15 protein-coding genes are annotated in these 13,674 nt (G+C 45.9%); 6 read left to right on the top strand and 9 right to left on the bottom strand.

The window, feature by feature from the left end; genetic code table 11:
• The first annotated feature begins 138 nt into the window (after nucleotides 1–138).
• On the top strand, nucleotides 139–849 hold the full coding sequence (locus GKZ89_RS16325) for a class I SAM-dependent methyltransferase (RefSeq protein ID WP_155113480.1): 711 nt from the start codon (nucleotides 139–141) through the stop codon (nucleotides 847–849).
• A 276-nt stretch (nucleotides 850–1,125) separates the two neighbouring features.
• Complete coding sequence (locus GKZ89_RS16320) at nucleotides 1,126–2,241, top strand: AI-2E family transporter (RefSeq protein WP_155113479.1); 1,116 nt, start codon at nucleotides 1,126–1,128, stop codon at nucleotides 2,239–2,241.
• 381 nt (nucleotides 2,242–2,622) lie between these two features.
• Here GKZ89_RS16320 and GKZ89_RS16315 read toward each other — a convergent pair whose 3' ends face one another.
• The 3 genes from GKZ89_RS16315 to GKZ89_RS16305 form a co-directional block, all read right to left on the bottom strand.
• The gene (locus GKZ89_RS16315) at nucleotides 2,623–3,600 is read right to left on the bottom strand and encodes a ring-cleaving dioxygenase (RefSeq protein WP_155113478.1); all 978 of its coding nucleotides are present in this window, start codon (nucleotides 3,598–3,600) and stop codon (nucleotides 2,623–2,625) included.
• Between the two features lie 291 nt (nucleotides 3,601–3,891).
• A complete protein-coding gene (locus GKZ89_RS16310; protein ID WP_155113477.1) occupies nucleotides 3,892–4,056 on the bottom strand; it encodes a hypothetical protein in 165 nt (54 codons plus the stop codon).
• A gap of 96 nt (nucleotides 4,057–4,152) precedes the next feature.
• The gene (locus GKZ89_RS16305; protein ID WP_155113476.1) at nucleotides 4,153–4,593 is read right to left on the bottom strand and encodes a DUF4871 domain-containing protein; all 441 of its coding nucleotides are present in this window, start codon (nucleotides 4,591–4,593) and stop codon (nucleotides 4,153–4,155) included.
• A 363-nt stretch (nucleotides 4,594–4,956) separates the two neighbouring features.
• Here GKZ89_RS16305 and GKZ89_RS16300 point away from each other — a divergent pair, with 363 nt between their 5' ends.
• The 3 genes from GKZ89_RS16300 to GKZ89_RS16290 all read left to right on the top strand — a co-directional run bounded on the left by GKZ89_RS16300 (nucleotide 4,957) and on the right by GKZ89_RS16290 (nucleotide 8,638).
• Complete coding sequence (locus GKZ89_RS16300; protein ID WP_155113475.1) at nucleotides 4,957–5,586, top strand: DUF1349 domain-containing protein; 630 nt, start codon at nucleotides 4,957–4,959, stop codon at nucleotides 5,584–5,586.
• A gap of 15 nt (nucleotides 5,587–5,601) precedes the next feature.
• On the top strand, nucleotides 5,602–6,057 hold the full coding sequence (locus tag GKZ89_RS16295; RefSeq protein ID WP_155113474.1) for an ASCH domain-containing protein: 456 nt from the start codon (nucleotides 5,602–5,604) through the stop codon (nucleotides 6,055–6,057).
• 349 nt (nucleotides 6,058–6,406) lie between these two features.
• Entirely contained in the window at nucleotides 6,407–8,638 is a 2,232-nt protein-coding gene (locus GKZ89_RS16290; RefSeq protein ID WP_155113473.1) for a 5'-nucleotidase C-terminal domain-containing protein, read from the top strand.
• A 72-nt stretch (nucleotides 8,639–8,710) separates the two neighbouring features.
• Here GKZ89_RS16290 and GKZ89_RS16285 read toward each other — a convergent pair whose 3' ends face one another.
• Nucleotides 8,711–8,992 (bottom strand): hypothetical protein, encoded by a 282-nt coding sequence (locus GKZ89_RS16285; RefSeq protein WP_241680300.1) that lies wholly within the window; start codon nucleotides 8,990–8,992, stop codon nucleotides 8,711–8,713.
• Nucleotides 8,993–9,085: 93 nt separating this feature from the next.
• Entirely contained in the window at nucleotides 9,086–9,715 is a 630-nt protein-coding gene (locus GKZ89_RS16280) for a DUF3862 domain-containing protein (RefSeq protein WP_155113472.1), read from the bottom strand.
• Nucleotides 9,716–10,013: 298 nt separating this feature from the next.
• Here GKZ89_RS16280 and GKZ89_RS16275 point away from each other — a divergent pair, with 298 nt between their 5' ends.
• Nucleotides 10,014–10,397 carry a YybH family protein gene (locus tag GKZ89_RS16275; RefSeq protein ID WP_155113471.1) on the top strand — a complete coding sequence of 128 codons (384 nt, stop codon included), beginning with the start codon at nucleotides 10,014–10,016 and terminating at the stop codon, nucleotides 10,395–10,397.
• Here the strand turns inward: GKZ89_RS16275 and GKZ89_RS16270 are convergent.
• The 4 genes from GKZ89_RS16270 to GKZ89_RS16255 form a co-directional block, all read right to left on the bottom strand.
• Nucleotides 10,394–10,789, bottom strand: a complete 396-nt coding sequence (locus tag GKZ89_RS16270) for an HIT family protein (RefSeq protein WP_155113470.1) — start codon at nucleotides 10,787–10,789, stop codon at nucleotides 10,394–10,396. The genes GKZ89_RS16275 and GKZ89_RS16270 overlap by 4 nt on opposite strands.
• A gap of 101 nt (nucleotides 10,790–10,890) precedes the next feature.
• Nucleotides 10,891–11,373, bottom strand: a complete 483-nt coding sequence (locus GKZ89_RS16265) for a GNAT family N-acetyltransferase (RefSeq protein WP_155113469.1) — start codon at nucleotides 11,371–11,373, stop codon at nucleotides 10,891–10,893.
• 79 nt (nucleotides 11,374–11,452) lie between these two features.
• Nucleotides 11,453–11,827 (bottom strand): type VII toxin-antitoxin system MntA family adenylyltransferase antitoxin, encoded by a 375-nt coding sequence (gene mntA, locus GKZ89_RS16260; RefSeq protein ID WP_155113530.1) that lies wholly within the window; start codon nucleotides 11,825–11,827, stop codon nucleotides 11,453–11,455.
• A 129-nt stretch (nucleotides 11,828–11,956) separates the two neighbouring features.
• Nucleotides 11,957–13,402, bottom strand: coding sequence for a hypothetical protein (locus GKZ89_RS16255; RefSeq protein WP_155113468.1), 1,446 nt, complete (start codon nucleotides 13,400–13,402; stop codon nucleotides 11,957–11,959).
• Nucleotides 13,403–13,674 lie beyond the last annotated feature (272 nt).

Genomic DNA, 13,674 nt, shown 5'->3' with positions numbered 1-13,674 from the left:
CGGTGCCAGTCCCCTGCTGCTTTAACGTAACAGGGGACAGAGGCTCGCTGCTGCGAGCCCCTGTCCCCCAACGGTTCGAAGCTTTACTGCTTCATCAGGATAAAGCTCCGGCACCTACTATTCAGAGAGGTGTTTATAATGAAAGAGGTAATCCATGTTTTCAACCAGCTTGCTGAAATCTATGAGCATTCCATTGATTCGGCAAGTTTATTCAACAGTGAATATGAAAGGCCGGCGATGCTGGAATGTCTGCCGGAAGACTTGAGTGGTCTGAACATTTTTGATGCAGGATGTGCTGCCGGGTGGTATACGGTGAAATTGGCGCAACGAGGCGCAAAGGTTACAGCTGCAGATATCAGTCCGGAGATGGTTCAGGCCGCTAAAAGGAGGACCGGACACCTTGCTGAAGTGCACTGCCTGAATTTAGCCGGAGCGCTCCCTTTCGAAGATCAGTCCTTCGATCAGATTGTGAGCTCTCTAACCCTCCATTACCTGGAGGATTGGTCAGCCACCTTCAAGGAATTCAACAGGGTACTAAAGCCTGGCGGAAAGCTGCTCTTCTCTTTCCACCATCCATTTACAGATGTACAGCTGCTTCAGGAGCCCCTTTATTTTCAAACCGACCGCATCGTCGATCAATGGAAAAAAGAAGGGCGGACCTTTGCGGTGCCTTTTTACAGACGGCCTCTTGAAAAAATTCTAAATGAAACGCTGTCCTGTTTTTCAATTAAGGAGGTCGTTGAGCCGAAGCCAACAGAGCGGTTTAAAGAGCAGAACCCGGAAAGATACGAAGAGCTTTTAAGGGCACCGGTATTTTTGATAATAAATGCGGAAAAGCACAGAGATTGAGGATCTGTGCTTAAACAAAGTATGCCGGTTTTTAGAAAAGTCGATATATTAATTTTTTGACCCATATTTTCTCTATAGGTCCTTCTTGAAATACAGCTAAATTCCTTCCATGCTATTCCCCTAAAATTTCCGATTTTTATTGACCTGGTAAAGTACGCTGTTACAGAATATCTGGGAAGAAATGCGTTTCTTCTTGTTTTCTTATATAATTGAGTATCTAAGCTTGTATAAATGAAGCAATGGCGATATTAGCTTTCAAAAAGGGAGTGTTCCAGTTTGCCGGATTCCAAATACTTTCGGATGGGTTATGCCATTATTATTATTTTGGTCATCATTATGCTTGCTGTGAAGGTTCAGTTTATTTTCACACCGCTTGTCATCATTTTTCAAACGTTATTTTTCCCGTTTTTGATTGCCGGTGTAATCTTTTACTTGTTCCGGCCAACCGTCCTTTATCTGAATCAAAAGCGGGTTCCGAAGACGCTGTCGATCCTTGTCATTTACGTTTTATTTATCGGCATCGGCACGCTGCTGTTCTTCCTCATTGGACCCGAAATTCAGAAGCAGTTCAAAACACTGATTGATAATGCGCCAGGTATTATTGAAACGCTTCAGACCAAAGCCAATGAAATCAGACAAAGTTCATGGATGTCCCGTTTCGAGGAAAACAGCAATATGACGGTGGAACAGGCGACGGCCCAAATTTCTGATTATCTTAAAAGCAATGTAAGCAATATCGGAAATGGCATTACAGGCGTAATTGGCATTATCTCAAGCCTTGCCACCATCATCGTGACGGTTCCATTTATCCTGTTTTATCTTTTAAAAGACAGCGAAGGCCTGTCAGCAAAGATTGCCCGCTTCTTTCCGTTAAAATCAAACGAATCAAAAAAAATTCTAAAGGACATGGACTCCGCGCTAAGTTCCTACATCCAGGGACAGGCAATCATCTGTCTTATAGTCGGTATCATGATGTACATAGGCTACCTGATTATCGGCGTCAATTATTCTTTAATCCTGGCGATAGTGGCCATGTTTACGAATGTAATCCCGTTTATCGGGCCGTTCTTAGCTATTATTCCGGCACTAATCATCGGATTCATTGACTCTCCATTTATGGCAGTCAAAGTCTTGATTGTCGCGATTATTGTCCAGCAAATTGACGGAAATATCAGCTCCCCGCTCATCATGGGGCGGAAACTCGATGTCCATCCATTAACCATCATCCTTCTCTTGCTCGTCGCCGGAAGCATGGGCGGCTTGCTCTTCATGATTCTCGCTGTGCCTGTCTATGCTGTGCTGAAAGTGATCGTCAGTCATATTTACCGGTTGTATCAACTGCATAAAATTCAAAAGAAACAAGTCCTGAAGATTGAAGAAGATGGCAGGTAAAGATAAAACGCAGAGATGGCTTTTCATCTCTGCTTCTTTATTATGCTAACTTGAATCGTCAGTAGGACTGGAAGAAGAAGAGCAAATCCTGTCGAAAAATCGATATTTCGTTGTTTTCGAAGATAAATCTATGTTTTCGTCGATATACTGGTTTTTTCGTCGATTTCTTAGTTTTTTCGCAGATAACTTGATATTTTCGTTGATAAGCTGCCTGGCTGAGAGGCTTCAATGGGAATTTTCTCAATTCAGCCGGCAAACTGCTCCGATGAGTTTCTATTTTAAAGCGAACCGGCTTTATCAGAGCCTGTTTTCGGAGAAATTTCTCTCCGTAACCGTTCCAAAAAAGAAAACCGGGGAGGCAATCTCCCCGGTTTACATCACTTATTCCTTCACAAACTCCTTTGTGCTCCGTACCGTATCAATCGGCCGTACCAGTCCCTCGATTTCCGGGCGCTTCGGCTCTAAAAATGGCGGAAGCGACAGTTTTTCACCAAGGGTTTCATACGGTTCATCGCCCATGAAGCCTGGTCCGTCGGTTGCGAACTCGAACAGAATCTGCGGGGCAACCCTTGCATAGAGCGACTCGAAGAAGTGGCGGTTCACATAGCCGGAGTTCGGCAGGCGGAAGCTTGATAGGCGGTCTGTCCACTCATCCAGCACCGTCCGGTCCTCCACCCGGAACGCGACATGGTGCACCGTTCCATAGCCCTGTACCGCTTCCGGCATTTCCGGCTGAACTTCAACGATCACCTGGGCTCCGTTCCCGCCTTTGCCGACTTCAAACAGATGGAAGTCTCCTTCCTCAGCAACCTCTTTGAAAAGAAGAACCTTCTCGAGCATCTGCTTAAAGAAATCGAAATTCGCAATCCGGACAAAAATCGGTCCGAGACCGGTAATGGCATGCTCGAGTGGAACCGGCCCATTTTTCCAAGGTGTCCCGGATTCAATTCCCTGATTGAATTCATCAGAAATCAGCTGATACCTCTGGTCATCAAAATCTGCAAAAGATATTGTCTTTTTCCCAAACTGCTCCTGGATGCCCTCATGTTTCACATCCAGACGGTCAAAACGCTTTACCCAGTAGTCCAGTGATGCGTCAGTCGGAACGCGGAACGAGGTTTTGGAGATCTCGTTCGTTCCATGGATCCCCTTCTGAATGCCCGGAAAATCAAAGAACGTCATATCCGTCCCCGCACTTCCCTTATCATCTGCGAAAAACAAGTGGTACGTCTGGATGTCATCCTGATTGACCGTTTTCTTTACCAATCTCATGCCCAATACATATGTGAAAAATTGATAGTTCTTCTCAGCACTGCTCGTGATCGCCGTTACGTGATGGATCCCTTTTAGTTGGTTCATCCTCACCAGCTCCTTTTTAATTATCTTGATTTCGAGATAATTTTACCCCGGAGAGCTGCGTAAGTCAACTATCCGGTCTTACTTGCTTGCGAGCCGTTTCAATTTCCTGTAATGAACCGCATTTGCAAAGTGGCTTTCGCCAATCCCCAAATCATCAATGGCATACTCCAAATGTTCAAGCCAGTCTGCATCCTGAAGTTCGAGGGCTTTGCTGACTTCTGCCTCGATATAGAGAATACTTCGTTCCTTTCCGATTTCTCTAAAAATCTCAATGGCTCCCAGTGCCCCAGGTCAATTCCGGTCCTGCAGCAGTGCAGCAAGCTTCGGCAGCGCCTTTTTGTTTCGCGGATTGCCGATTTCCTTTAAAATTGCTACTCCATTTTCCCAGCACTCTTTTCCATACTTCGGGATCAGCAGATCAGCTTTCTCAGGCGGAATCAGCTTTAGAACAGACATGGCTTCCTCCTGAATCTTTTTTGGGAGGTGCCAGTTTAGTTGATAAACATGGGAAATTATCTCTTCGTTTTCCATAAGTCCTTTCCTTTCTTGTGGTTATTCCTGCTCAATTCCTACCACCATTTCATCAAAGAATTCCCCATCAATGTAAACCTTCAGCTTCCATAGCCCGGATTCCGGAAACAGGATGCCAGATCGGGCATGTCCATGTATTTCATCACCCCTGGGGATTAAGATTTCATCTTTAAATGTGACTGGATTAATAGGTTCCTCTTCTCCGTGCCGGAATGCTTTTACTTCCCATCCTTTATCAGATATCGCATCATCTCCCCAAAAATGCCACATCCACTTTTGGCCGTTTTCTGTAATGGCTTTCGAGCCGATAATGCCAATTCTTCCTTCTTTTCCAAACATCTCTCCATATTCACTTGTAAAAACAGGGCTCGTGTCCTTCCACTTTTCAACCTGAACCGTTTTTTCAGATTGACAGGCCGTCAACGCGAAAACAATTAGCAGCAGCATGAACCGTTTTTGCATAAAATCTCTCCTTTTCCTTCTTACATCATTTCGGTTTCTTTTCTGGATTTTCCTTTTTTGCTTGCTTCCCTAAATGGGAATAGATACATTTATAGGCAAGTGAAAACTTTTGCGATGGGACTGGCCAGCAACCGGTCGTGTTATAAATGATCATTGAAATGGAAGGATATACTCTGCACATGCTTCTATACGGTAAAAAGTGCTCCACAATCCAGCTGATTTAAAAAATATAAAGCTGTGCAAGACAGGGCAGGGAACCTAGACGACCTTCCGGAAATGGGTGAAGTGGGGCCTGATTTCGTCATTGATACGGATACAAACTGGATTTATGCGCCGTCTTAAAAAAGGACAGGAGGTAATCTTTTGAATAGAGATTGGATCGTAAATGAAAAATTCACGGGCCCAACATTTAATGAACAGCTTGAATGGCTGAATGAGCCCGAGGAATGGGGGCTGGATGCGGAACTCATCCTGAGAACCGACGAAAAAACGGATTTCTGGCAAAACACCCACTATGGCTTCACAGCGGATAATGGACATTTTCTGTCTTTGAAAACGGACAAAAATTTCAGAATGACAACAAAAGTTGAGGCTAGCCCTCATTCCAGATATGACCAGGCAGGGTTAATGATCCGTTTTTCTGAGCAAACATGGGTGAAAGCTTCTGTGGAATATATCCCAGATGGTCCTAGCAAGCTTGGAGCGGTCGTAACCAATCGCGGATATTCGGATTGGTCCACCCAGTACATTTCATTCAATGAGAGACCCACCTATTTCAGAGCGTCCAGGATCGGTCAAAACTGCTATATCGACATTTCACAAAACGGAGAAGCGTGGGAACAAATCAGAATTGCCCACCTGGATCTCCCTGAACAAGCCGTTTTGTCTGCCGGCGTTTATGCATGCAGCCCCCAGGGGAAAGGCCAGCATGTCTGCTTTGAATTTTTCACAATCGAAGAGCTTTCGGATAACCCGGGAGAGGCTTATTTATAAAAGAGGAGATAAGTGATGAATACAGAATCGAAAATGTACTGGACGGATTATTGGAAGTCCAGACAGTCAGCACCGCCGGTTTCCGTCTCGGCCTGGCAATTCGGTGCAGACCCGGACCATCTTGCACAATTGGTCATCGACGGGATTAAAACCGCTACTTGCTCCGGCAGGATTTTTTATGAGCTGGAAAACGAGCCGCTTCCGGCGGTGGATGATTACAGTATTGTTTTGAGCAGTGAAGACAAGCCTCTAGCCATTATTAAGACGTCAGAGGTGTTTGTCCTGCCGATGAATGAAGTGCCGGCGGAGTTCGCCATCGCCGAGGGAGAGGGCGACCGGACGTACCAGTATTGGAAGGATGTTCATGTGGATTTTTTCACGAATGAACTGAAGGACAAGGGACTTTCTTTTTCGGAGGATATGCTTCTCGTGTGTGAGCGGTTCGAACTCGTGGATGTTAAAGATCATTGAAAAAACGCCTGAAATGGTTCCAGGCGTTTTTTCTGGCACCTCCCATTGAGCCCCCTAACTTTGGACACTACCTTTAATTCTCATGTTTTTTCCATTCTTCAAAGAGCAATCTTTCCGGGTTTTCCTTCGCCTTTTTATGTTTTTGAGATTCAGATCTTTTTTCCAGATTCACGTCAGCCACACTCCTTCAATACTATAGTCCTGCAGTTCGACATAATCTACTAATCTATTTACAAAACAAACAATATTTTTACAATTTAACCATAGAAAAGGCTGTGGCAATAGGATACGATTTTAATGACCCTGGTCATGCTATCCAAAAAACGATGGGAAAAGGAGAAAATTGTATATGTATAAAAAAATCGTTGTTAAAACAGCCATTGCGGCCGCTGTCCTGTCTTCCGGACTCAGTCTTAATCAAGCGAATGCGGAGGTCAGCCATGCGGACTTTACAAAGGTTTCGGCTCATACATCCAGTTATTATACATACCATCTAAATGATCTTCACAACCGTTTATCCGCTTACAAGGACGTTTACGGAAAACAGCTTTCTAGTAATGAGACCCTCCAGAACCTTAAAGAACGCACTTCAGATTATAAAGAAGCTGTTGCGCAAGGGGAAGAACTGCAACAGTCGGTTAATGAATTCCGTTCCATGTACAGCAATGCTCCAGATGACCAGATGCTTACTTCATACTATGAGCTTATTGAAGAAACGAAGCAGTACAGCATTCTCATTACCAAATTCCGTCCTGTTGTCCGTGAAGCGCTGACTATAAGATACGTCCAGCCTGCAAAAAATGCGTTTCAACTAGTAAGCTATGACATGGCTCAGTATGAGTACCTTCTCGAAGCCCGTTCCGCGCTGAACAGCAAAAACAAACCAGAAGCTGAAAAGATGCTTAAAAAAGCAGAGGGCCTGGAGAAAAAAGATCAGAAGCTTACGAAAACCCTTCTTAAATTGTACCCATCCCTGAAAAAAGATGCGCAAATCATCGAAAAAAACATTGATGCTGCCATCAAATCCGAAATGAAAAGCATTAAAGAAGCATTGAAAAAACCATTGGAAAATTTTGATCTTTCCATTCTTCACTCAAATGATACTCATGCAAATGTGGAAAAAGCCCCTAAACGAATCACGGCAATCAAAGAACTAAGAAATGAAAAAGAAAATTCGCTTCTTCTGGATGCAGGAGATGTGTTTTCCGGAACTCTTTACTTTAATGAATTTAAAGGACAGCCTGATGTTGAGCTTATGAATCTTGCAGGCTATGATGCTATGACATTCGGCAACCACGAATTCGATCTGGGTACAGCACCTTTGGCACGTTTTGTTCAGATGGCACAATTTCCTTTCGTAAGTGCAAACGTTGATTTTTCAAACGACCCGAATATGAAAGAGCTTTACAAGCCTGAAGTTTCTTCCAATCCGGAAGACGGAAACTCTTACAATGCCATCATTAAAACCATTAACGGGGAAAAAGTAGGGATCCTCGGGTTAACGACTGCTGAGACAGCAACGATTTCAAGCCCTGGAGACGGAGTAGCGTTCAAAAACTACATCAAAGAAGCGGAAAAAGCAGTTGCTAAATTAGAGGCTAAAGGAGTCAATAAAATTGTGGCTCTTACCCATATCGGCTTCGAGGATGGCGGCGGAGACAACGATGTAACGCTTGCTAAAGAAGTAGAAGGATTGGATGTAATTGTAGGAGGACACTCTCATACCCAGCTGAATGCACCGGTCGTGGATGAAACAGGAGAAGAACCAACGCTTATCGTTCAAGCTTATCAGTACAGCGACTTCCTCGGTCAGCTTGATGTAGAATTTGACTACAAAGGAAAAGTTGTGGCGCATGATGGAAAGCTGATCGACTTAAAAACGAAAACAGATGACGCAGAAGCGGTTGAAATCCTAAACAAGTACAAGCCAAAGGTTGAGGAACTTAAAAATCAGGTTGTGGGCTCAACAGACGTCGTTTTAGATGGTGAACGTGCGAATGTGCGTACGAAAGAAACGAACCTTGGCAATCTAATCACAGACGGTATGCTTGCGAAAGCAAAAACCATTGATCCTGAAACAGTCATCGCCCTGCAAAATGGTGGCGGAATCCGCGCATCCATCAATCAGGGAGACATCACGATGGGAGAAATCCTAACGGTCATGCCTTTCGGCAATTCCCTGGCGATCATGGAACTGACAGGAAAAGAGATTAAAGCAGCTCTTGAGCACAGCGTCGATTTGGCCCCTGCCCAGTCCGGAGCTTTCCTTCAGGTAGCAGGAATGAAGTTCACTTATGACAGTTCGAAACCAGTTGGAGAACGGGTGACAGAAGTACAGGTTAAAGAAGGAGATGCCTTTACTGCCCTTGACCTGGAGAAGACGTATAAAGCAGCGACAAATACGTTTACTGCTGCAGGCGGCGACAATTACACAATGTTTAAAACCGCTTACCAGGAAGGTAGAGTGAGTGAGCCAGGATTTGTCGATTGGGAGATTTTCAGCACGTACCTTAAAGAAAATGCTGGAGTTCAGCCTGCAGTTGAAGGGCGCATCACTGATCTGAAATCTTCCAGCAATTAATAGATTTCCCGAAATGAAGCAGGAGTGGAAAACGGTCGTTTTCCACTCCTGTTTTTTTATCAGTGTACCTTTTTAAACGAGCCAGATCGTCATTCCAACCGCAGCTGAAACCGCAATCCCAAACGATCCCAAGACGAGCCATCTTGGCGGAGTTTTCGTTTTCTTCATTGCTGCATATTCTGTCAGCCGGACGACTGCGTATAAAAGAATTCCGGGCACAAACAGGGTTTCAAATGTAATCGGACCATCAAAGGCAATCATAAGGGCAGTGAAAAGCATTCCGTAGACGAACATCGACATGAATCCATGACTCACCGGGCCAAACAGACCCTTTTGTGCAGTTTCCGAAGTCATCTCTCATCACCCCTGTTTTCCGCAACAGGACGGCCTCTTGTTTCCGGCAACGCTCCTGCAGCAGTATCCATTTGTTATGCCACACAGCTGCACTTATTTAATCACTAGAATCCCATCCGTAAAGTGCAGAGAATACGTCTTCTCGCCATCCCCTTTGTATGTATACATCTGAGACTTAAATTCCCCTCCGAGTCCATCTGATTCGGTGGTCAGTACGCCTTCACCGCCCAGGAGCTTGGTAACCTGGTCGATTGGCATCCCAAGCTTAAGCTGATCATACTGCTCCTGTCTGATCTGAAGCGGCTCATCCTCACTGAATCCAAACTGGCTTTTTGAATCTAGTTTGCTATCGACAAATTCGAAGACGGTAATGGCTATGCCCTGGTCTCCATCCGACGACCAAGTGTACCTTTTCGTGTTCTCAGGAAGCTTTTGCTTTGTATCCTCTTCGCCTTCCGATCCAATCAGCTTTGCGACTTCTTCATAGCTCAAGCCGCCCTCCACCTGTTCATATTTTTCCTGAGTAATGGTGTCGCTGCCTTTGGCAACCGATTCATCCAGTGACGGCTCCCCACCTTGTCCATCTTCGCCTTGAGTTTCCTTATCCTCTGCAGCCGGTTCCTCTGCAGCAGCAGGCTCTGTACTCTTCTCACCCTGCCCGCAGCCTGCAAGAGCCCCGCTCATCCCAAGGACTGCCAGGATCAAAAGCCATTTTCTTCTCATAAACGCCGCTCCCTCTTATCCCAATTAAGTAAAATAATGACATCCACCAGTCCTTTTCCACTATACTAAAGTCGATAAACCCATAAAATAGGAAAATGGGAACAGAAAAGATTACTCTCTCATACTGTCCTCTTTAGGCTTAGGAATAGGGGCATTCCGGAAGACACCGGGGGTGAAAAATAGGCAACTGGTCATATGAAAGCCTGGAACAGGAAATATACTTTAAAATCTTTACTCTATTTACAAAGCACAGCGGAAAGTGGTAGGGTATGGATAAATTTTCAGGAGGTAGGATGCCATGGGTCATGAACTGGAGCAAATCATTGAAGCATGTGATGCAGCAATCAAGAACGAGGATTTCGACACACTGATGAGCTACTATACGGAAGATGCTGTGCTGGTCGTCCGACCCGGTACAGTCGCCAGAGGAAAAGCAGAAATCGAGGAAGCCTTCATCCGAATTGCCAAGTATTTTGACAACAGCATCGTGCCGGCTCAAGGAAAGATGGAAATACTGGAAGCGGGAGACACTGCACTGGTCATCTCCCAAACCCTCCTTGAATCCACAGTCGAGAACCCCGATGTTCCAATGGAGAGAAAGGCCACCTACATCTTCAAAAAAGATGCTTCAGGTAAATGGCTGTGTGCGATTGATAATTCGTATGGGACGGATTTGATTTAAATAAATTCAGTGTTCCGCTTATTTTCTATCCTTTTTAGCCAGTACCTAATCCCTTTCCCGGCATATGGCTCATCTTTAAATCGGGGAATGATGTGCAGATGGGCGTGCAAGATGTGCTGTCCACCCACAGCATTAACGTTCCAGCCTATATTGTAGCAGTCAGGACAATGTATCCCATCCAACATCGTTTTTACATCCTGCAGTAATCCATATGCAGCTGACCATTCTTCTTCGGTTAAGTCAAAAACCGTTTCACGATGTTTAATTGGAATGATCAGCCCTGAACCCACTAAAACTTCTTGTGGAGCCTGTAGAAACATACAGAGTTCATTACGTAATACTACTTCCTGCTGTTCAATTAATTCCAAATTGCAAAATGGACATTCCTTCATCTGGCACCTCCTTACACATGTGTTGATCAAAACCTATAAAAATACCAGATTTCAAGAAGAGCAGTGCCGTTATGCACTGCTCTTCTTTTCCTATGCACCATTCAATCCACCATCCGATACATCAGCACATCATCCACATACTTCCCATCCAGCAAAAACTCCTCGTGAAGCCTGCCTTCTTCCTTAAACCCGTTCGCTCTATAAAAAGCGATCGCCTTTTCATTGCTGGAAAGGACCCGGAGTGAAATCTTCCGGACCCCCTGTCCACGTGCTGTCTGCAGCATGTACTCCATCAGGCGGCGGCCGACTCCCTTGCCTTGACAATCCGTATGAATGCCGATGGCCATATCGAGGACGTGCCGATTGGAGGGGAGGCTTGTTGGTGGCTTGGACGTGATGTACCCCGCAACCCGGTCATTTTCCAATGCGAGGATCTGTGTTCCTGCAGGATACGCTTTTTCATATTCCTCTGCTGAGTCCCACTGAAGCAAAACGGGTGTGTTCGTGCTGTCCCAAATGAGCCGGTCCAGCTCAAGCAGCTGCGGCATGTCCTTTTTCTGTGAAGGCCGAATGATGATCTGCATCTTGATTCCCCTGTCTAAGTGATTGTCAGTATACGCTCCGTAAATGTTTTAAAATCTTTTCTTGTTAAGAACTACATCCCTATTCATACACCGACCCGCTTTCCCTGATTCTCTTTAGAACGATTGCCCGTTCCTCATTCAGTCTTGCATACATTTTCAGCGTCTTCATTTCAAATATCGCTCTGCGTTTCTCATCATTACAGTAAATCGTTTGTCCAGTTCCAACAACTTGTGCAGCAAATACGGTAGTAGCTTCTTTTAAATCAATCAAATCCACATCCCTGTTCACAATTGCGGCAAGCTCCTGCGCCAGCATAAACCGATCATACATCCCTAAAACCTGATCACTTAAATAAGCAAGATCATAATCACTGTCTTTCCGGTCCGTTCCTTTCGCGGCGGATCCGAATAATACGATAAGATAGGGGTTTATTTTTTCTTTCATGAAAACCATTACCTGTTCCTTCAATGCATCATTCAATGAATCCGCCTCCATTATACTGTTTAGTATATCACGTTAGGAACGAACTTCCATTTTACTCATTATAAAAAGCCAGACCGCTAAGGCCTGACCTTCCATGCTTTATCTGCTTCCAAAGAACCTCTGCAGGTTTCTCAAGCTGTCTTTAAAGCCATCCATGACTTCACGAAGCTCTGCATCCCCTGCCGGCGCTTCTGAATTTCCGCCTTCCTTCACCCATACCTCGCAGCCCTGGAACGGGTTGGCTGTACCAAGGTAGAGATTGCCGTTGTCAGACGGGAACAGGTTGCGCACGCCATAGTTTTTCGGATTGCCGAGGCCGTTGAAGGTGATTGGGGTCCATAGAACAGCATTGCCGGACTTCCAGAGATCGAAGCCGAAGAACGGATTGGGAATCAGTTCCTTGCTGGTCAGGAAGGACATGACCATTTCCTCCATCATCTCTTCCCCCATCAGCAAGGCCATATCCGGGCTTCCGAAAATGGCTTCGAAGATCGACATCAGGCCAGGCGGGATGACAACGGTCCAATCAAAGGAGCCGGCGTAAATCTCCCCGTCATACCTCTGAATCTGCCAGCAGTAGGCATTGAACGGGTTGCCGAAGCCAGATGGATACAAGCCAAGGTTCCGGTTGCCTGTTACAGGCTCAGTCGGCACATCCGGCTTGCCCCCGACGATGATGCGCCATGTATCGTCCGCATCGATTCGCACGATGTCAAACCCTTTCGTAATGACCGGTGTGCCGTTCAGCAGCGGCAGGAACGGAACCATGCCAGTGCCGAGGTAGATGGCGTCATCAAAAATGGTCATGTCGAACGCGACGAAGTTGATGGCATCCCCGGCACCCTGATCGACGACAAGCTGCCATTCGCCGGATGGATCGCCGTCGACCGTTCTCCATACATCCAGACCGCCTTGCTTGGAAAGACCGATGTACAGCTGGCCGTTAAAGCTCTGCATGACCGTAATTTCCCCTGTAATTTCAGCAGGCAGCGTAATACGGGCAAAATTGTTCCCGGTCTCATCCAGGACGAACAGCTTCGGAATTTCCTGTGCCGTCGTAAGCGGAACCGTCGCTACATACAGGCGTCCAAGGTGCTCTTCCATTGAACGGGAAGTCCCGCCTTCAAGACCTGCGAACGCTACCCAGTTCACATCCTCCGTCCTGCGGTAGATGACCGCCAGGGAACCATCCGGAGAGGTCGCCGCCGTATACAGCTTTGCATCCGGTGCACCAAGCGGATATTGAATCATAAAACGAAAACCGAACGACGTCTCCGCTGTCTTGAAATCGAACTCCCAGTCACTCGTCCCGTCCTTGCGGATCCGCCAGATCTCCGCCCGGTAATCATTGTTCGGAAGGAACGCCTTCGGTATCGGCAGCCCGACTCCCTCAAACGCCAGGTTCGGAATGTTCCGCCCCGTCCCCACATACAAATAATCCCCAAGCTCACTCACAGCCCACGCATAATCATTCTGTCTCGCATCCGCCACATCCGGCGAAAACCCGTTGATCGGGGTAATCTTCTCAAATCCTCCAGTAAACACACACATTCTCCCTTCGACCTGTCCAAGGTCCCTAAGTCATCTAGCCAAGGCTACTGTCAGACTATGAAGGGAAATGCGGATTGGACAGGGCTGGTGAAGGAGGGGATTTGCGGAAGTTTCGGGTGCGGAATACTGGCGTTATTTACTAATTGTTGGCGTTATTTGATCCATTACTGAATTTATCGGATTGGTCGCGATGGTTTATAAATGTATGTGTAAGGTCCTTTTCTAGACAATAGAAAAAGGACAAAGTACTCTCTGAATATCACCAC

It is taken from the genome of Metabacillus mangrovi (genome assembly GCF_009711125.1).
Lineage (GTDB): Bacteria > Bacillota > Bacilli > Bacillales > Bacillaceae > Metabacillus_B > Metabacillus_B mangrovi.
The sequence above is the reverse complement of the archived record's forward strand: the minus strand, read 5'-3'. Positions and strand labels throughout refer to the sequence as shown.